This is a genomic window from Rhodococcus sp. 06-1460-1B, from assembly GCF_002258475.1.
Classification (GTDB): Bacteria; Actinomycetota; Actinomycetes; order Mycobacteriales; family Mycobacteriaceae; genus Rhodococcoides; species Rhodococcoides fascians.
Map to the genome: position 1 here is coordinate 192,427 of NZ_NOYS01000025.1, position 19,519 is coordinate 211,945.

The following is a 19,519-nucleotide window of genomic DNA, read 5'->3' on the forward strand; positions in this document are numbered from 1 at the left end:
TCGCACTGCAGAAAGTTGGTGTTACCTCCCTGCCACACAGATCGGTGCCGCGAACGCACATCACCGCCTCGTTCGACGCCCGGTGAGGACAACGTCATATCCGGCTAACCGATGTGTAATGGCCGCGCACACTGCACCGGGCACTGTGGAAGCCATGGTCACCACGGTGAAGACGCTCTGCGCATACTGCGGCGTGGGATGCGGCATGGTGCTCGAGGTCGGTGGGCCGTCGGCGGCGAAGTCCCAGTCGAGCTCCCGGTCGACGCTGCCGATCGGGCCTACGGTCACCAAGTCGGTCGGCGACAAGACCCACCCGGCGAACTTCGGCCGACTGTGCACCAAGGGAAGCACCACCGCAGACATGCTTGCCGCGCCGGGCCGCCTCGACAAGGCTCGAATTCGCCACCGGCGCGGTGACCGGCCGGAGAGTACGGACACCTCGGTCGCCATCACCGACACTGCCCGCAGGCTCCGCACGATCCTCGACGAACACGGACCCGATTCCGTTGCGCTGTACGTATCGGGGCAGATGTCGATCGAGGCTCAGTACCTGTCGAACAAACTGGCCAAAGGGTTCATCGGTACCAATCAGATCGAATCCAACTCACGATTGTGCATGGCCAGCGCGGGGACCGGCTACAAGCAGTCACTGGGAGCCGACGGTCCGCCGGGGTCGTACGAAGACTTCGACAACGCCGACGTGTTCCTCGTCATCGGCTCCAATATGGCCGACTGCCACCCCATCCTGTTTCTGCGAATGATGGACCGGGTCAAGGCCGGTGCGAAACTGATCGTGGTCGATCCGCGGCGCACCGCCACCGCCGACAAGGCGCATCTGCACCTCATGCTCGAACCGGGATCCGATCTGGCGCTGCTCAACGGCCTGCTGGCTCTGATCGTCGACAGCGGAAACACAGACCCCAACTTCATCGCCCAGTTCACCGACGGCTGGGACGCGATGCCGGAGTTTCTTCGCGACTACACCCCCGAGAAGGTCTGCGCTGCAACCGGTCTCGCCGAGGAAGATCTGCGTGCCGCAGCGGAGATGATCGGGACTGCAGAGAACTGGATGAGCTGTTGGACGATGGGACTCAATCAGTCCACCCACGGCACCTGGAACACCAACGCGCTGTGCAATCTCCACCTGGCAACGGGTGCTATCTGCCGGACCGGCAGCGGCCCCTTCTCGTTGACCGGTCAGCCGAACGCGATGGGTGGCCGGGAAATGGGATACATGGGCCCCGGACTGCCGGGCCAACGGGCGGTCACCAACGACACCGACCGCGCGTTCGTCGAGCAGGCCTGGGGAATCCCGCCCGGAACACTGCGCACCGACGTCGGTGGTGGAACCATCGAGATGTTCTCGAAGTTGGCTGCGGGCGACATCAAAGCTTGCTGGATAATCTGCACCAATCCTGTTGCGTCCGTGGCTAATCGAACAACCGTGATCGACGGTCTCGAACGTGCCGAACTGGTGATCACCCAAGACGCCTTCGCCGAGACCGAGACCAACCGATACGCCGATGTCATGCTGCCCGCTGCGCTGTGGACCGAGGCCCATGGCGTCATGGTCAACTCCGAGCGGAACCTCACGCTGTTCCAGCCGGCTGTCGAAGCACCCGGCGGAGCACTCCCCGACTGGAAGATCATCGCCGACATGGCCTGCGCTCTCGGCTATTCCGAGTCGTTCACGTACTCCAGTGCCGAAGAGATCTTCGAGGAGATCAAGCAGTTCTCGAACCCCGCCACCGGTTACGACATTCGCGGCGTCACCTACGACGGGCTCCGCGATGGTTCGATTCAGTGGCCGTGCCCGCCCGGGTCGACTACCACCAGACACCCCATCCGGTACCTCAACGACGGAGTGAGCCAAACCCTGCGGGTGTCGGAGGACGGCTCGATTCCTGCCCTGTCGTTCCCCACCGCGAGCGGTCGAGCGCAGTTTCTCGCCCGACCCGCCATGGCACCGGCCGAAATGCCGGACGACAACTATCCGTTCCTGCTCAACACAGGGCGACTCCCCCATCAGTGGCACACCATGACCAAGACCGGCAAAGTCGCGAAGCTGAACAAACTGAACCCCGGCCCGTTCGTGGAAATACACCCGAACGATGCGGGCCGGCTCGATCTGTCCGACGGCGATACCGTCGAACTGTCGTCGCGTCGAGGCCGTGCGGTACTGCCCGCCGTGGTCACCGATCGCGTCTTGCCCGGCGGCTGCTTCGCACCGTTCCACTGGAACGACGAGTTCGGTGAATCCCTGGCGATCAACGCGGTGACCAATGACGCCGTCGATCCCTACTCGCAGCAACCCGAATTCAAGGCCTGCGCGGTGTCGCTGACTAAAGTATCTGCTGCTCAATTGGATTCGCCCGATACGTCCGAGGACGTGCACGATCCGGTCGACGCTCTCGCCGTGTTGGTCGGCCGCCCGAGCCGACCCGCAGAACCGTTCACCGTCATCGAGCAAAGTTACATGGCAGGCCTGCTGGAGGGACTTCGGACCGACGCAGGTCGCTCCGCGCCGGGAATCCCCACGTTGCCCGAACGGACCCCGCTGACTCCCGAGACGCACGCGTGGCTCGACGGTGTTCTCGCAGGCCTGTTCTCGCGCACTCCCTCGCCGGGCACCGAAGGAACCGCCGGGGACACCTCGTCGGCAGCGGGCAGACCACTGCTCCTGCTGTGGGCCTCGCAGACGGGAACTGCCGAGGAGTTCGCCCAGACCAGTGTTTCTCATCTGCGAGCTGCTGGGTCTGCAGTCACCGAACACTCCATGGACTCGTTCACCGCAGACCGACTACCGGCCGAGGCCGACGTGTTGATCGTCAGCAGTACCACCGGGGACGGCGAAGCACCCGACAACGGCGCAACCTTCTGGGAGAGCCTGACAACCGATTCGGTACCCGCACTGGACGGAATCCGTTACGCCGTGCTGGCGTTCGGCGACTCGAGTTACGCAGACTTCTGCGGGCACGGCCGCAAGATCGACGAACGTCTCGAGCAACTCGGTGCGCGGCGACTACTCGGCAGGGTCGACCTCGAGCCCGACTACGAGAACGAGGCCGCCGAGTGGCTCGACTCGGTGAGCGCGCTGCTGGCAGGTGACTCGCCAACGTCCGATCCCGCGACCGCGCCTGCGGCACCCGCACGTCGGCCTGCGGCCGCTGACGTAGAACCGCGGTACAGCAAGAAGTCGCCCCTCGTGACCACTCTCGTTCGGAATCGAGTGCTCACCGCACGCGGATCGCTCAAGGACGTCCGTCAACTCGGATTCCACCTTCCCGCGGGCACCCTCGAATACGAGGTGGGTGACGCACTCGGGGTCTGGCCTCGCAACAGTGACCAGTACGTGCAGGAGTGGCTCGGTGCCACCGGACTCGACGGTGACGCCGTCGTCGACTTGGCCGAGCACGGTGAAATGCCGCTCCGTACGGCGTTGGGTCGGCACCTCGAGATCGCCCGTGCCACACCGGATCTGTTGAAGTTCGTACACCGGCGTACCGCGGACGACGACCTCGAGGCCATGTTGCATCCGGACAACAGACACACGCTCGCCGACTGGATGTGGGGACGGCAAGCGATCGATGTACTTGCCGCACATCCGGTTCGCGCGTCGGTGCACGATTGGCTCGGCGTTCTCAAGCCGTTGCAGCCGCGTCTGTATTCCATCTCGTCGAGCCCGAAGGAGAATCCCGAGGAGGTGCAGGTGACCGTCTCGGCTGTGCGATACAACGTGCACGGCGTCGCTCGACGCGGGGTGTGCTCGACGTATCTGGCCGACCATGCCGCCAACCATGACATCGGGATATTCGTACAGAAATCGACCCATTTCAAACCGCCCGAGGATCCCGCCACGCCGATGATCATGGTCGGTCCCGGCACCGGCATTGCACCGTTCCGGGCGTTCCTGCACGAGCGGCGCGCGCTCGGGCACACCGGCCCGAACTGGCTCTTCTTCGGCGAACAGCACGCGGACACCGACTTCTACTACCGCGACGAACTCACCGCGATGCTGAGCGACGGGTCGCTCGACCGCCTCGACGTTGCCTTCTCCCGGGATCAGAAGGACAAGGTCTACGTGCAGGATCGCATGCGCGAACACGGCAGCGAGCTCTGGAACTGGATTCACCGAGGTGCCCACTTCTATGTCTGTGGCGACGCGTCGAGAATGGCCAAAGACGTGGATGCGGCCCTGAAAGGCGTAGTCGCACAGCACGGGAAACTGGCCCCGAGCAGTGCCGAGGCGTACGTCAAGGCTCTCGCTGCGGAGAAGCGGTACGTGCGCGACGTCTACTGATCCGCAGCCACCAGCGGCGGGACAGTGCGCAGGAGGAAGGCGATTTGGTCTGCGACCACCTGCTCGAAGTCAGCACCGAGATAGATGTCGAAATGGCCTGCGTCGTAGGTTTTTATCTCCCCGAGCGGGGCTGTCCGGGCGTATCGCAGGGTGGCCTTCGCCGGTGCCACCGAATCGGTGTTGCAGACCACGAAGAGTATCGGGCAGCGGACGTCCTTCGCTCGACGTCCGGGCCGATGGCGCACGATCTGCAGCGCGAAGCGGGCGGCAACCCGATTGTGGAACGACTCGTCGGAGTCCGGAGCGAGCGCGAGGTACCCGTCGTAACTGTCGGGTGACGTCATCAATGCGGTAGTCCCCGGTCGTCCGGCGGTCGCCACCATCACCGGCGGCCGCCCGATCACCGATCCCAGCAGATCGCGCACGGCCCGCACGGACAGTGTGACCGAGGTCCATGTGTTCGAAGCGAGCCCGGAGGCGATGCCGTCGGTGAACGGACACTGCGCGACCACCGCGGCGACACGCTGATCCCGTGCTGCCGCGACGATGACGTGGCCACCGCCGAACGACGAGCCCCACAACACGATTCGCGAACCGTCCACGTCCTGCCGACCCCGGGCGCACGCGATCGCTGCCGCCCAGTCCTGCAACTGGGACTCGATATCGAGCAATTGTCGCGGTCGCCCGCCACTGTCTCCGAAGTACCGATAGTCGAACACGAGGCACGCGTAGCCCTCGGCGCGAAATCGTTTTGCGTAGGCGTCGAGTCGCATTCCCCGGGTTCCGCCGAGACCGTGCGCCATGACGATCACCGGGGCCGGCTCGGTGCTGTCGGGCAGGTACAGCCACGCCGCACAGTCGACGCCGTTCGAGTCGAACGTGATGTCCTTACGATCAGGGACCGCGCCCCCCGGCTGCGAATTCATGGGCGAACCATAGCCTACGAACACCGGCAGCGGAATCGATCGTTCTACGGTGCCGAATGCTCCGCGGCGTAGGCATCGACGCGACCGTAGGCGATCTTGGGGGTCCAGTCTCTGCGAACCAAGCCGAAGTTCTGTTCGGTGTCGGCGGTGTCGGACCCGGCGTCTCGGAGACTGTAGACGTAAGCCGGTCCGAGCCAATCGTTGCCGAGGACGGCGTCGAGAACGATCCCGATGCTGTCCGATTGCACCTGCTCGCTGACGCTGTTGGGGTTGGTCCCGGTCGGTGCGCCGAATTCGGTGATCCAGATCTGTTTGCCACTGTCACCGCCGGCAACCATGGTGTCTCGCATCGACCACATCTTCATGGCGGTGTTCCATGACGCTGTGCTGGGGTCGTTGGGTAGGTACGGCCACGTGTAGGGATGCACGTTGAAGGCGTCGAAGTACTTGTTGGATCCTTGCGCGTACATCTTCGACAGGAACGACGTGCCCGCGATGTTGCCGTTCGTGTCCTCGGACGGTGCCATCCCACCGACGAGCACGGTCGAACCGGGCTGCACCTGTTTGATCGCCGTGTAGGCCGCTCGAAGCAGCGCCGAGTACGCCGTGACGTCGGGAACGGGCTTGAAGAACGTCACGATGTTCGGCTCGTTCCATACTTCCCAGATCTTGATGCGGTTCTGGTACCGCTGAACCACCGTCTTGGCGAAAGCCGCGTAAGTGGACGGGTTTGCAGGACGGGAGTGAGAATCGTTGACCGCGGCAGCTACTCGCGCCCATCTGGGGGTGTAGGCGATGATCCCGTGCGGGCACATCCCGTGGGCCACGACGGCATCGATCACTCGGTCCGTTCGACTCCAATCGAAAGCGCCCCGTGTCGATTCGATTGCGGACCAATCGATGTCGAGACGAACCGCGAAGGCTCCCGCGGCTTTGGCAAGCGTCAGTTCGCGATCCAGATCTGCCGGGGAGAGGCTACCTATCGACGCGCCCGGCGAGACTCCGATCCGGATGGCGTCGGACTGCCCGCCACAGTTCACCGGACCGGCCTGAGCCCGCACGACGGGAGCTGCACCCACTGCCGGCGTCGCAGCGAACGGCAACACCAGAGCCGCAAGAACGGCCATCACCCGCAGAGGAGCATTTGCTTTCATCTGCGGGATGATAGCAACACCGGTAGGCGATCTTCGCCGAAACGGATTGTCATACGCTTTGTGGCAATTACGGCAACGATTCGGATTGACGCAGAATTCGACCCCGCAGTCATCGGTAGGACGACATTGCCTGTACTACCATATGCCCAATGACAACAGGATTTCCCGGTTTCGACGAGCGTCTCAACGAGTTACTCGCCCGGCAGGCGGAGAAATCCGGCCTCGGGACCGATGAATTCATTCGGCGGGCCGTGGTCGATCGACTCGTTCGTGAACTGTCCGACGATCAGGATTCCGAGGTCGGTGCTTTGCTCCGGGCTCTCCAGGCCGGCGCGGAGAAGGGCGTCGGCCCCGCCGAGGTGACCCGGGCGTTCGGTACCCCGATCGACGACCCCGACAGGCTGGCCGCAGTGGCTCGAACGGGTTTGATGGACACCGGTTCCGACGCCGGCTACGACCGGATCGTCGCGATGGTCGCCGATGCCTTGAGCGCCCCGTCGGCCGCATTCTCTCTGCTCGACGACCGACGTCAGTACTTCAAGAGTGCACTCGGACTTCCGTCGGAACTCGGTGGCGCGCAAGAGGTTCCTCTCGACGGGTCCATCTGCCGCTACGCGATCGACCTCGGCCAACCACTGGTGGTGGAGGATGCGCGGCTCAACGACGTCCTCAAGGACCATCCGTCGGTCCAGGGCAATCTGCTCGTGTCCTATCTCGGAGTTCCGCTCGTCGACGACGACGGCCATTCCGTGGGCACCCTCTGTGTGTGGGATCGACAGCCGCGGCAGTGGACGACCGGTCACATCCAGATTCTTCAGGATTTGGCCTGGATTATTCGCGAGCGAGTTTTCGAATAAGGGACGATTTCCCCGACGGGCATTAGCATTTTCGACCTACAACCGACTTCGAGTTTTTTTCATGAAGTCGACCGGGTGTCCTCTTTCCTGGCGGTATACATTAATTGGGATATTCAGGACCGACCTCATTCGAAACTAACCACCGGAAGAAGCCGTGCCCGAAACACTGGAATCACCGCACACTCGCCCGCGGGCTGCCGAGCCCGACGTCGTCGTAGCCCGTCGCACACTCGCGGACCGACTACGGGCCGATCCGTTGAACACCGCGATCAACGTCGCGGTCGACGTGCTCGGTGCCGCGGTCGCGGTGGCCGGAGCGCTGCTGTGGTACTCGGGCAGTCTCGTCGAGACCGGCTGGCTGCCATGGCTCTTCCTGCCGCTGCTCATCGGAATTTTGGCCGGCAAGTCGATGTACAGGCGCAGCCTTCGTCGTAACTTCCTCGACGAGATCGGTCCGGCCGAAACGGCTGTTGCGTTCGCTGTGCTCGCGTTGACGGTGGTGATGTTCCTGTCCGACACCGACTACCGGCCCAGCGCGGTCGTGTTGCGACTGTGGCTACTCAGCGCATTCACGATCGCGATCGCCCGTCTCATTCGCATCGTCGTCCAGCGCATGCTGCGCACCAAGTTCGGCTCCGCGGCCCCCACCATCGTGCTCGGCAACGATCCGATTGCGCACCAACTCGTTTCTCGCACAAGACAATTCCCCGAGTACGGTCTCGCTCCGGTGGGCTACGTCGGCGAAGCCCCGATCGCCGACGTCTCGCCGGGGGGCGAACTCCCCGATCTGCCGCACCTAGGGCTCCCGAGTGATTTCGAGGCAATTGCGCGCAGGACCGGTGCGGAAGAGCTGATAGTTGCGTTCGCTCCGACAGAAGACCGAGTATTGGTCGGCGCGATCAGGACTGCGCACCGACTCGGAATGCGGGTGTGGGTGGTGCCCAGGCTGTACGACGCCGTCGGCGTCAACACTCGTGTCGAACACATCGGCGGCCTGCCGCTGATGGTGCTGCCGCACGTCAATCCCAAGGGGTGGCAGTTCGCCCTGAAGGGTGTACTGGATCGAGTCCTGACGGCATTCGGACTCCTGCTGCTCTCCCCCGTCTTCCTGACGCTGATGCTGCTCGTGCGCCTGAGCTCCCCCGGCCCGATCTTCTTCGCGCAGGAGCGAATCGGCCGTGATGGGTTGCCGTTCGACTGCCTGAAGTTTCGGTCCATGCGGCCGCCGCGGGCATCCGACGCGGCGTTCGAGCGGAAGGCCGGGGACGCACCCGGTGGCGTCGAGGGTGTCGACCGGAGAACGCGTATCGGAAAGATCATGCGACAGACCTCGTTGGACGAGCTCCCCCAGCTTCTCAACGTCCTTCGCGGCGACATGAGTCTGGTCGGCCCCAGGCCCGAGCGGCCCGAATACGTGGACCTGTTCGAGATGCAGATCCGTCGGTACGGCGAACGGCACCGAGTCAAGGCCGGTGTGACGGGATGGGCTCAGGTGCACGGCCTTCGCGGCCAGACCTCCATTGCCGACCGCGCGGAGTGGGACAACTACTACATCGAGAACTGGTCCATCTGGCTCGATGTCAAGATCCTGTTCCTCACCGTGCTGGCCGTTCTGAAACGCGCCGAGGACTGATCGTGGTCTACGCCGAACACCGCCACGTTCGGGTCACCCCGTGATCACGTACGTTGCGCTTGCTTTCGGCGCAGCGGTGGTCCTCGTTCTCGGCTGCGCGGTGGCATCGGCCATCTACCGCCGCCCGCAACGTGGAGTGTTGCTGTTGGCGGGATTGGTTCCACTGCACGGACTTCTGGTTCTCGTTCCCCTTCCCGGGGTCGTGTCGGGCTGGAAGGAAGGCCTTGTCGTCTTCACCGTTCTGTGTGCGTGGCTACGCCGACCACGACATGTCCCCGGCTCGCCTGCTCGGGTGTTCGTGCCGTGGTGGCCGGCGGCTGCGGTGTTCGTCGTGTTCGGCAGCGTGTCTGCATTCGCCACGTTCGGAATAGTCGGTCTGTTCGGCATCAAGGTCACCTTCTTCTACGTTCTGCTGGTAGTAGTCATGTGGCTCGCGCCGTTCGACGCCAAAGACCGTGACCACCTCGTCTCGGTTCTGATGGGCATGGGTGTGTTCACGTCTGCCGTCGGCATCGCTCAATTGGTGGCCGGGCCCGCCGCACTGGTGTCGCTGGGTTACGAATACGGCACGCAGGTCCGAACATCGGGCGGGCTGCTGCGCACGTTCAGCACGTTCAACCTGCCGTTCCCGTTCGGGCTGTACGTGATGTTGGCGTTGCTCGTCGGCGGTGCGGTCGCACTGGCCGATCCGCGCCGTCGTCGAAACTTGTTGTTTCTCTGCGCGTCTCCGATGATGGTGGTCGCGATGTCCAGTTCGATCGTGCGTGGAGCGATTCTCGGGCTCGCGGTCGGGGTCATCTACTTGATCGCCGTGCGTTTTCGATACCTCGCCGCGCCGTTTGCTCTGGCGGCTCTGGCCGTCGCCGTCACGGTCCCCTTCGTACCCAAGATCACGTCGGTCTTCTTCTCGTCCAGCAGTCTGGGTCAACGCGGTGACGGTTGGGCCAACATCATCGCCAGCATCCTGATTCATCCCTTCGGCACGGGTCTGGGATCGAGTGGATCTGCCGCAGACCGCATTTCCACCGCCGAGGGCCGAGCGTTCACTCAATCTGGACTCTCGACCAATTACCAACCCGACAACTACTACGTGAAGGCCCTGCTCGAACTGGGGCCGATCGGCCTCTGGGCGGTGGTGGCGCTGTTGGTGACGTCGTTGCTGTGGTGCACACGCCTGTCCCGGGCACTACGGGGCGACGACGGGGCGCTCGCTCTCGGCGTCGGCGCTTCGATCGTCGCCGCCATGTTCGCCAGTCTGGTCTCCACGTATTTCGAGATCTTTCCGATCGATGTCTATTTCTGGCTCTTGTTAGGAGTGGTGGGATGCGCAGCAGCGCAACACAAATCGTCTTCGGGGCGCTCGCCCTCAGGCCGGGCGGAAGTGGAGTACAGACCTACATTCGCGAGCTCCTGAACGAGCTACCGGATCGTCTGCCCGACGCCGATCTCACCGCGGTCGTGCAGCGCGACGCCGTCGGTGAGCTGCCACCCTCGGTTCGGGCGATGGAACGGCCTGTCACCAGCGGCGCGGCTCGGGCGGTGCTCGGCGCACTCCCCGTCGGCCGGTGCGATGTCGTACACGGCCTGGACGTCGACCTTCCGTTTCTCACGAAGGCCTTCACAGTCGCCACGGTGCACGATCTTTCGGTCATCGACATGCCGTCGGCCTCCAGTAGATTTCGCGCGCTCGGTGAACAGAGACTGGTGCGGCGAGCTCTGCGCCGTGCCGATCTGCTCATCGCTGTCTCGCAGTTCACTGCCGACCGGATCAAGGCCGTCAGCGGCCGCGACGCCACCGTCGTCGGCCTGGCACCCGCAGCGTGGGCAGAAGTCCCCACCGACAGCCGAGTGGACGCTGTTCGGTCCAAGTACGACCTACCGGACCGTTTCGTCATACAGGTCGGAACGGTGGAGCCTCGCAAGAACGTTCAGCTGGTGGCCGACGCAGCGGAGAGTCTGGGTATCCCGTGCCTGCTGGCCGGAGCCGGCTCGACCGGTCCCCACGCTCCCCGCAATTCCCGCGGGCTCGGGTACGTCGATGTCGAGGACCTGCCTGCCCTCTATGCAGCCGCGACCGTCACCGCGTACGCCTCTCGGTACGAGGGCTACGGGCTCCCACCGGTCGAGGCCATGGCCTCGGGCGGCGCGGTCGTCGCCAGTGCAGTCGGTGCCCTCCCCGACGTCGTCGGCGACGGTGCCGTGCTCGTCGCATCGGAGAACGTGGACGACTGGGTAGACGCGATGAAACCCATCGCTTTCGACGCGGACGCACGCGCAGCCCTCGTCGGCGCGGCAGCGGTTGCTTCCCGCGAGATCAGTTGGCGTCGAACGGCTGAGCTCACTGCCGACGCGTATCGAGCCGCGGGCGTGGTCTGATGTCGGACGAGCTCGCGCTCGACGGCACCGAGCAGCCCCCGGACTACCGCGCGATAGCAGCGGATCCGAAGGCCGCAGCCAAGGCGACGATTGCCGTTCTGATCAGCAGAGTGATCATCGCGGCGCTGGGCTGGGTCGGCAGTGTCGTCGTCGCGAGGTCCCTCGGCGCGGACGAGTGGGGCCAGTTCAGCTTCGTCTTCGCACTGCTGGGCCTGATGTCCGTCGTCACCGACTTGGGAGTCGGACGCGTCGTGCTGGCGAAATTGATGGACGACGATCCCGAGGAAATCGGTCGAACCGCGTCGTCGTTTCTGGCACTGCGTACTGTCCTCGGATTGGTGGGTTACGTACTGGCCGTGGCATACGTTCTCCTGCTGCAGTATCCGAGCGAGGTGGTCCTCGCCACGGTGCTGGGTGGACTGGTGGTCGTCTTCGCCACACCGGGCCACGCTCTGAGCGTCCTCTTCCAGAGTCGTCATCGGCTGATTCTGGTGGCCGTCGCCGAAAGTGCCGGTCAGGCAATCCAGTTGGCCCTGACCGTGTTGGCTGCCGTGCTTGCTCCCACCCTGCTGATCTTCGTACTGCCCGCTGTGGTCAACGAAGTGTTCAAACTGATCACCAAGGGGTTCGGCATAGGCAACCGTTCCATGGGGTTGCGACCGTCGAGGCACATCGAGGTGCGCCGCTGGGGCCCGTACCTGAGAGAGGCCGTGCCCCTCGCCATCGGCTTCGCCCTCACCATTGCCATGCTCAAGATCGACATGCTGATGCTCAGCCTCCTCGACACGTTCGAGGCCGTCGGTCTGTACTCGATCGGCTACAAATTCTCCGACATGATCGACACCTTCGTGTTGGCGGCAGTGGCACCGATCAGCACCCTGCTCGTGGCGTCGTGGCCCCACGACACCGCGGCATTTCGAGCGCGTACCCGTTCGGCCGCACTGCTGTTCGCAGTCTTCGGTGCAATGGCCGTGGCGGCATTCGTACCGTCGGCCGAGCCGTTGATCGGCCTTTTGTACGGCGACAGATTTGTGGACGGAGCACACGCGGCCCGGCTGCTCGTCATCGGCGCGGCACTGATGTCGTTGGTGATGCTGGGCATCTTTCTCCTGGCCTCGGCCGGGATGCAGCGTCACTACCCCGTGGTTGCGTTGGTCGGCCTGGCCCTGAACATCGGGTTGAACCTCGTGCTGATCCCACGGATGTCTTATGACGGAGCTGCCATCTCCACGGTCGCGACGATCGGAACCACCCTCGTCCTGCTGTGGATCGTGATAGCGCGAAGCATGCCCATCCCCGGACTACTTCCGGTGCAGTCCCTTTCGGTCGTCGTCGTGATCACCGCGGCCGTCACGGTCGGCGGCTGGTTCCTGGTACAGCACTACCCCGGCCTGTGGCTGCTCGTATCCGTCGGGGCGGCATTACTGGTCGCGACCTCGCTGGCCGCGTTCGTTGCCATCGGAGTCGTCGAGTCACCGATGCCGGGATCAGCCGAGAAAGGACGACACCGTGCGCACGTGCAGTGAGAAGCGGATACACAACAGACGAATCGCCCGATTCCGGCGGCAGGCTTCGGAGCCGAAGTTCGGTTTCACTATCTTTTTCGACCACCGCCCCTGCTATTCCAATGTCGTTGAGATGCAGTTTCATTCGCAGTCGGCACGGCTACGCGGACTGTATCCACTCCCAGCTATCATCGAGCCTGTCGGCTCCACGAACCACCGAAGCGGTCCATCCGCTCGCATCGACGACGGAAGGGTACGCGGTTGATGTCCGTCCACGATGCCGTACACCGGGGCGACGTGCCCCCACCGATCGACCTCGCAGGACACATGCGCGAACTCGGCCGGGCATTGCTGCCCGCCGTGATCATTGCCGTGTTGGTCGGTGCAGGCATGTTCTACCTCAGGAGCGAACTCACCGACAAGCAGTACGCCGCGTCGATCGTCGCGGAGATCGAACCTGCCCAAACCCTCGTTCCCGGTGACGCGTTCATCGAGCAGATGCGCGCACCGTTCATCGAATTGGCCACCGATCGCAGCGTTCTCGATCAGGTCCTGGAACAGGTCGACGCCGATATGGACGCGTCGCAACTGGCCTCGAGCGTCGAACTGTCTCCTGGCACCTCACCCGCGCTGCTGACAGTGACCGTGACGACCCGATCTCCCGAACTCGCCGCGGAACTGGCCGAGGCGATGGTGTCGACGATGGCAAGTACGTCCTCCGCCAACGCGATCCGCGACTCGCAGGAACGAACGGCCGAGGGGCAGTCCACCGTCGACGCGCAACAGGCTCGGGTGGACGCTCTGCCTGCCGACGATCCGAGTCGACCTGCGGCACTGTCCGAACTGGCCCAACTACGCACCCAGCAGAGCGAACTCGAAGCAGCTGCCAGCGGAGATCGACTGGTCGTGTTGTCGAAACCAGAGCAGAGCACGACCCCGGTCTCACCGAAACCGGTCTCGGAGGCACTCGTCGCAGCTCTGGCTGCACTCATCGTCGCGGCCGAACTGATCGTGTTGCTTCGAGGAAGGCTCGGCCGCAAGCCCTCTCGCTCCTGGGCTCGTCGGGTGTCCCGAAAATACGGTGCACACTTCGACCCGGCAACCGGCGACACGGTACCGCCCGTCGTGGCTTCCCGGATCGCTGCTCTCGAGCGTGGCGACCGATCGGCATCGAGAAGTGCGCGACACGCAGCCCCGAAGGGCGACAGCGTGATTCTCGTCCTGGTCGGCGAAGGTGCAGTCTTCGAGTCGACGCACGGCGACGGACCGACCACCGGCCACCATCGAGCCACCGCCGAATTCGGCCTGTCGGAGCAGTGGTGGCAGTACACCGACGTCGGTGACGTCGAGACCGTCGTCGTGCTGGTGTCGAAGCGTGGACGGGACAAGAAGGCAGCAACTGCAGCGCTTCGACGGCTCGACGACTTCGACATTCCCGTACACCTGGTATTGCAGAACAAGAACTCGACCCGACGAGCAGAACAGACCGCGCAGACGATCGCGCCGGAAGGCCAACGCCATGCCAGCTGACAGAATTGCCGTCGTACACGAAAGATTCACGGAGATCGCAGGATCCGAGCACGTCATCGAACAGCTGGCCTTGCACTGGCCCGCTGCCGAGGTGTTCGCGCCCATCTCCCGCCCGTCCGGGGTTCCGTCCGGAATCAGCCGCGCGCCGCACACGTCCGCCCTCAATCGGGTGTACAACGCATTGGGCCAACGGTCGTACGCACCCGTTCTTCCGATGATGCCGTTGGCCTTTCGTCGGATGCCACTGCGCGGTTACGACGCCGTCGTGGTGAGCCATCATGCCTTCGCGACTCAGGCCGTGTTCGCCACCGACTCCCCCGTGATCGCCTACGTGCACAGTCCCGCACGATGGGCCTGGGATCCCGAACTTCGCGCAGGTGAAGGCGGCGGCAGAGCCGGAGCAGCGATACTGACGGCACTGTCGGCCGTTGCCCGTCGATGCGAGATCGCCGCCGCACCGAAACTGACGACCGTGGTGGCCAATTCGACAGCGGTCGCTCGCCGCATCGATGACTGGTGGGGCCGAGACGACGCCGTGGTGGTCCATCCTCCGGTCGACACCGAGGGTTTCACGCCGGATCCGTCGATCGAGCGTGAGAACTTCTTCCTGCTTGCCGGCCGCCTGGTCCCCTACAAGCGTCCTGACATCGCGGTTCGCGCCGCCGCCGAGGCCGACGTTCCCCTCGTGGTAGCGGGAGACGGCCGTGCAATGAACGCCTGCCGGGAACTGGCCGGACCCAAAACGACCTTCCTGGGGCGGGTTTCGCACGAGAAGCTTCTCGAACTGCACCGCACGACGCGCGCCCTGCTGATGCCCGGAGTGGAGGATTTCGGCATAGTCCCGGTCGAGTCCATGGCCACCGGAACACCGGTCATCGCACTGGGAGACGGCGGGGCCGTGGACTCGGTGATTCCCGGTGAGACCGGCTTGCATGTACAGCCGGGCTCCGACGAGGCCGTCATCGCCGGGTTCGCCGAGGCCATGCGCTCGTTCGACCCAGCCGACTACGATCGCGCCGCCATTCGTAGATGGGCGGAAGGCTTCTCACGGGCCAACTTCCGCAGTCGAATGCAGGAGGTCGTCGATGCCGTCCGCTGAGCGTAGTTATCGCTCGACTGCACTGGATCGCGTCTTCGCCGACACCCGGATAGTCACCGCGGTCGGGCCCGTCCGCGGTCTCGACATCGAGCGGACGCGTCGAACGCTCACCGCCGCCGAACACGTCGACGCGGAGCCGCACATCGCGCTGGAACCACGCTCCGATGCTCGACGGTGGCGCTACCGCAGCAACATCGCCGGCGACAATGTCACCACGAGCAGTGGCGGCACCGAAGACCTGGGGCAGATGCTCACCGACATTCGGTCGCGACAAGGTGCTCGCGGTCCACTCGAGGTGGTCGTGTTCGACGATCACCTCGCCATCGACTATTCGCACGGAATCGGGGACGGCCAGATCGGCGTCCTGATGTTGGCGGCATTCTGCGACGATGCCGACGGATCACTGGTTCCCGGCCTCGCCGTAGGCTTGCCACCGAGCACGACATGGAAAGCTCTGTGGCGGCACTACTCTCGACATCCGAAGACGCTGGCGGACTTCTGGTCACTGCGTGCTCGACACCGGCGCGCAGCGGACGGCGGGTCCGGTCCCCGTCGTCGGATCGAGAACTGGGAAGCCGGAAAGGTCAGCCGGGCCGGGTACATGAGCAAAGCCGACGTGGACGAGCTGAAGAACTGGACTGCGGAGAACCTGCCCGGAGCGACCGCTGCGTCGATCTCGATTGCCCTGTGGAGCGCGGCGCTACGAGCGGAATCCGTCGACGTCGACGAGCACATCATGGTGTTGTTCAACAGCCGCCGCTATCTCGATCCGGCCCAGCAGGGCGCACACGGGAACTTTGCCGTCGGTATCCCCCTGCATCTTCCTCCCGACACGACGCCCGTCCGAATCGCCGCATCGATGCGTGAGGTGATCGAATCCGGCTGGCCCATCGCGGTACTGGGCATGTCACATCTTCGCGATGTGGCGTCACGCATTCGGCCGTCTGCACCGTCGCAGGACAAGAATTCGGTTGTCGAGGTACCCGAGACCTTGCGGCTGGCCGTGAGCGACCTCGGGAAAGTGCGGGTGTTCGACCACCTCGACTGGGCCGACGACGGCAGGCCCCCGCAGATGGCCGCGTCGCTCGAACCGGACGGTCCGGACGGCTGCACGATGCTCATCGCCGAAATCGCCGGTGGCCGAACCTATACGGCCTCGTTCTGCAGCAAGATGGTCGATGTGGCCGTCATGGATGCAGCGCTACGCAGGATGTGTGAAGACCCAGTGGCACTGCTCCGCGATGCGTACTGATCCGCCAGAACCACCTTCGCCGCACAGACGGGCCGATACATGACCGACGAATCGACAGTTCTCTTCCTCGCGCACACCGGCCAGGTGTCCGGTGCCGAGAAGGTGCTGCTGGATTTGATCGACGAGGCCACGCGCCGCGGCCATGCCACCGTGATCGCCTGCCCCGCAGGCCCATTGGCAGATCGCCTGCCCGACACGACGCGGCACGTCCGCATCGACGAGCTCGGACTGGGTGGGCAACGTGGTGCCGCGCGCGGTATCGCGGCGATCAGGATGGTCGCACGATGGGTCGGGGCGGCGCGCGCCGTGCGCACGATCGCCCGCGCACCGGGCACCGCCACGGTCGTCAACTCGCTGTTCGCGCTTCCGGTGGCGCGGTTTGCGCGGCCCGCTCGCGGGGCGTCGTGGCTCGTCCACGACACGATGACCTCTCTCAAGCAGCGTGTGGTGGTCCGGTTCGCCCGGCCTGCCGTTCGCGTTGCGGTATCGGTGTCCGAGGCCACCGCAGAACCTCTGCGTAAGGCCGGCCTCCCCGTGGTGGTGTCACACAACGGCGTGCCGTGGCCGGTTCCGCGGTTCGGCGGTGCGCTGCACTCTCCGCCGGTCGTCGGGATGCTGGCGTTGTTGACGCCGTGGAAGGGGCACCGCGTGCTGCTCGACGCCGTCGCCATGCTCCCTGACGTCCGAGTCGAATTGGCCGGGGGAAGCTTCCCCGGTGATCGCGAATACGTCGACGAACTCCGCGCGCGCGCCGCGGAACCGGATCTTGCCGGACGTGTCGAGTTCCTCGGGCACACCGATGCCGAGTCCGCTCTTCGCAGGTGGGATGTCGTTGTGTCGGCCAGTACTTCTCCCGAGGCAGGTCCGTTGTCGGTCTTGGAAGCGATGTCGCACGGATTGCCGGTGATCGGAAGCGATCACGGTGGCACGCACGAATTCCTCGCCGACGGTGCTGGAATTCTGGTCGAGCCCGGCAACTCCGATGCTCTCGCTGCCGCCGTCTCGGCGGTGGTCGACGACGCCGATCGACGGCGGCTGCTCGGTGAGGCCGCCCGCTATCGGGTGGCCAGCCGGCACGACATCAGCGAGACACTGCCGGAGCTGTTACACCAATTGACCAGCTGATCGTGCCGCGCCGTCGGCCAGAACTCGGTGAAAGCCGAACGTCGGGCGGTGCGACTGTGTTTCAATCGACTCCCGATTGGAACGAGGGGGCACTGTGACTCGCGCACTGACGAGGTCCAACGAGCATTACCAATGGGGCATGGGCGTGATGACGTCGCTCGCTGTCACGACGCTCGTCAAGCGGATCGTGTCCGCCGCCGCCCTGGCCATGGCCGTCGTGGTCACCCTCGAGCTGGCGTTCGGGTACGGCGCGACCACCCCTATCCCCTCGATCGTGCAATGGACGTGCATGATCGCCGCGTACGTCATGGGCGCGTTCTGGTGGTTCGGACCGTGGCCGACGCTCGGGCAAGCCTTCGCCTTCGTCGTCATCGCCGATCTGTCGATCTTCGGAGCCACCATCACCGCGAATTTCGCGCCGGAAGTCACCCTCGGCAAATGCACCTTCCTCATCCCGATGGGAATGTTGGCCGGTTTCTTCTTCGACAAATGGCGACTCGCTGCTCACATCGCCCTGTGCTTGTTGGGAACGTCGATCGTCGCGGTGTACATAGTGCTGGAACGCGATGTGGACACCTTCGTGGCGGTGGTGCTGTGGGCCCCGATCGTGGTGACGCTGACTGGCTTCGTGCTCATGCTGCAGCTCACGACACAGTCGATACGAACCGAATTCGAGTAGTAGCCCGTCAGAACGTCAACAGGACTTTGCTCGATCGGGATGCATCGGCGGCGAGCGCGAACGCGTCGAGGGCGTCTGCCACCGGATACTCCGCGGTGACGACGGGTGCCACATCGAGTGAACCGTCGGCCAGAGCTTGGATCACGTCGTCCATCTCGGTGTTGAACCGGAACGAGCCGATCAGGTCGATCTCCCGGGTGATGGCCAATGACAGCGGCACCGGTTGAGGCCCGGCCGCAGGCAACCCCACCATGACGACACGACCGCCGCGAGCCGTGCCGTCTATTGCAGACGCCAGACCATGGTGGTTGCCCGAGCACTCGAACGTCACATCGGCCTCGACCGCCGCGACTGCTGCCCCGTCTCGGGCGTCGATCGTTCGATGCGCTCCGAGTCGACGCGTCACATCGAGCGCATAGTCCTCGAGGTCGACCGCGACGATCCGAGCTGCTCCGGCTCGGCGAGCGACCGCCACAATGAGGGCACCGATCGGACCGGTCCCGACGACGAGAACCGTCTTGCCGGACACCGTCCCGGCGCGCTCGACGGCATGCCATGCGACGCTCGCCGGCTCGGCCAACGCAGCAATTCTCAGATCCAGACCGTCGGGCAACACTCTGAGCATTCGGGTCGGGACGGCGACATGACCGATGAACAGTCCGTCGTCGTGCGGTACCTGCGCGGCGCTTCCCATGTAGCGGCATCCGGGAGACAGGTTCGGACGATCGACCGGGTACTTCGCTCCGGTGGCGGCGGGAGTCGCCGGATGGACGGTGACCGGGGTGCCTTCACCGGGGCCACTGCCGTCTCCTGCGCGCCGAACCACGGTGCCCGACGCCTCGTGTCCCAACCGCATAGGTGCCTTCAGTACCGATTGTCCTGCCGCCCCGTGCTTCCAGTAGTGCAGATCGGATCCGCAGATTCCGCCGTAGGCAATTGCGACGATCGCCTCGTCCGGCGAGGGGTCGGCCACCGCCACTGTTTCGACGCGGATGTCATCGGTGCCGTACGCGATCAAGGCAATCGTTCTGTCGGGCACCGGATTCGGTTCGGTGGTCATCGTGTCGTCCGTTCCGTTCGAGG

Annotated in this window: 14 protein-coding genes; 11 read left to right on the forward strand and 3 right to left on the reverse strand. The window is 64.5% G+C overall.

Features of this window, described 5'->3' with window-relative positions:
• The first annotated feature begins 118 nt into the window (after positions 1–118).
• On the forward strand, positions 119–4,300 hold the full coding sequence (locus CH268_RS14085) for a bifunctional nitrate reductase/sulfite reductase flavoprotein subunit alpha (protein ID WP_094664679.1): 4,182 nt from the start codon (positions 119–121) through the stop codon (positions 4,298–4,300).
• On the opposite strand, the gene CH268_RS14090 is transcribed toward CH268_RS14085, so the two are convergent.
• A complete protein-coding gene (locus CH268_RS14090) occupies positions 4,294–5,226 on the reverse strand; it encodes an alpha/beta hydrolase (protein ID WP_094664681.1) in 933 nt (310 codons plus the stop codon). The genes CH268_RS14085 and CH268_RS14090 overlap by 7 nt on opposite strands.
• 44 nt (positions 5,227–5,270) lie before the next feature.
• Positions 5,271–6,380, reverse strand: a complete 1,110-nt coding sequence (locus tag CH268_RS14095; RefSeq protein ID WP_032368228.1) for a cellulase family glycosylhydrolase — start codon at positions 6,378–6,380, stop codon at positions 5,271–5,273.
• A 149-nt stretch (positions 6,381–6,529) separates the two neighbouring features.
• Between CH268_RS14095 and CH268_RS14100 the strand changes: the two genes are divergently transcribed.
• The 10 genes from CH268_RS14100 (at position 6,530) to CH268_RS14145 (ending at position 18,436) form a co-directional block, all read left to right on the forward strand.
• Positions 6,530–7,237: a GAF domain-containing protein gene (locus CH268_RS14100; protein WP_032389277.1), complete on the forward strand. Its 708-nt coding sequence runs from the start codon at positions 6,530–6,532 to the stop codon at positions 7,235–7,237.
• Positions 7,238–7,391: 154 nt separating this feature from the next.
• Complete coding sequence (locus CH268_RS14105) at positions 7,392–8,870, forward strand: sugar transferase (RefSeq protein WP_255182392.1); 1,479 nt, start codon at positions 7,392–7,394, stop codon at positions 8,868–8,870.
• Between the two features lie 40 nt (positions 8,871–8,910).
• Entirely contained in the window at positions 8,911–10,284 is a 1,374-nt protein-coding gene (locus CH268_RS14110; RefSeq protein ID WP_094664683.1) for an O-antigen ligase family protein, read from the forward strand.
• Positions 10,194–11,246, forward strand: coding sequence for a glycosyltransferase family 4 protein (locus CH268_RS14115; protein ID WP_094664685.1), 1,053 nt, complete (start codon positions 10,194–10,196; stop codon positions 11,244–11,246). The genes CH268_RS14110 and CH268_RS14115 overlap by 91 nt, the downstream gene beginning before the upstream one ends.
• Positions 11,246–12,772 carry a flippase gene (locus CH268_RS14120; protein WP_094664687.1) on the forward strand — a complete coding sequence of 509 codons (1,527 nt, stop codon included), beginning with the start codon at positions 11,246–11,248 and terminating at the stop codon, positions 12,770–12,772. Before CH268_RS14115 ends, CH268_RS14120 begins: the two co-directional genes overlap by 1 nt.
• 243 nt (positions 12,773–13,015) lie before the next feature.
• The gene (locus tag CH268_RS14125; protein ID WP_255182393.1) at positions 13,016–14,281 is read left to right on the forward strand and encodes a hypothetical protein; all 1,266 of its coding nucleotides are present in this window, start codon (positions 13,016–13,018) and stop codon (positions 14,279–14,281) included.
• On the forward strand, positions 14,271–15,380 hold the full coding sequence (locus CH268_RS14130) for a glycosyltransferase (RefSeq protein ID WP_032368233.1): 1,110 nt from the start codon (positions 14,271–14,273) through the stop codon (positions 15,378–15,380). Before CH268_RS14125 ends, CH268_RS14130 begins: the two co-directional genes overlap by 11 nt.
• Entirely contained in the window at positions 15,367–16,632 is a 1,266-nt protein-coding gene (locus tag CH268_RS14135) for a hypothetical protein (protein WP_255182394.1), read from the forward strand. Before CH268_RS14130 ends, CH268_RS14135 begins: the two co-directional genes overlap by 14 nt.
• 39 nt (positions 16,633–16,671) lie before the next feature.
• Entirely contained in the window at positions 16,672–17,757 is a 1,086-nt protein-coding gene (locus CH268_RS14140) for a glycosyltransferase family 4 protein (protein ID WP_032399504.1), read from the forward strand.
• 94 nt (positions 17,758–17,851) lie between these two features.
• Positions 17,852–18,436 carry a giguanylate cyclase gene (locus tag CH268_RS14145; RefSeq protein ID WP_094664689.1) on the forward strand — a complete coding sequence of 195 codons (585 nt, stop codon included), beginning with the start codon at positions 17,852–17,854 and terminating at the stop codon, positions 18,434–18,436.
• Positions 18,437–18,443: 7 nt separating this feature from the next.
• On the opposite strand, the gene CH268_RS14150 is transcribed toward CH268_RS14145, so the two are convergent.
• Positions 18,444–19,496, reverse strand: coding sequence for a zinc-binding dehydrogenase (locus CH268_RS14150; RefSeq protein WP_094664691.1), 1,053 nt, complete (start codon positions 19,494–19,496; stop codon positions 18,444–18,446).
• Positions 19,497–19,519 lie beyond the last annotated feature (23 nt).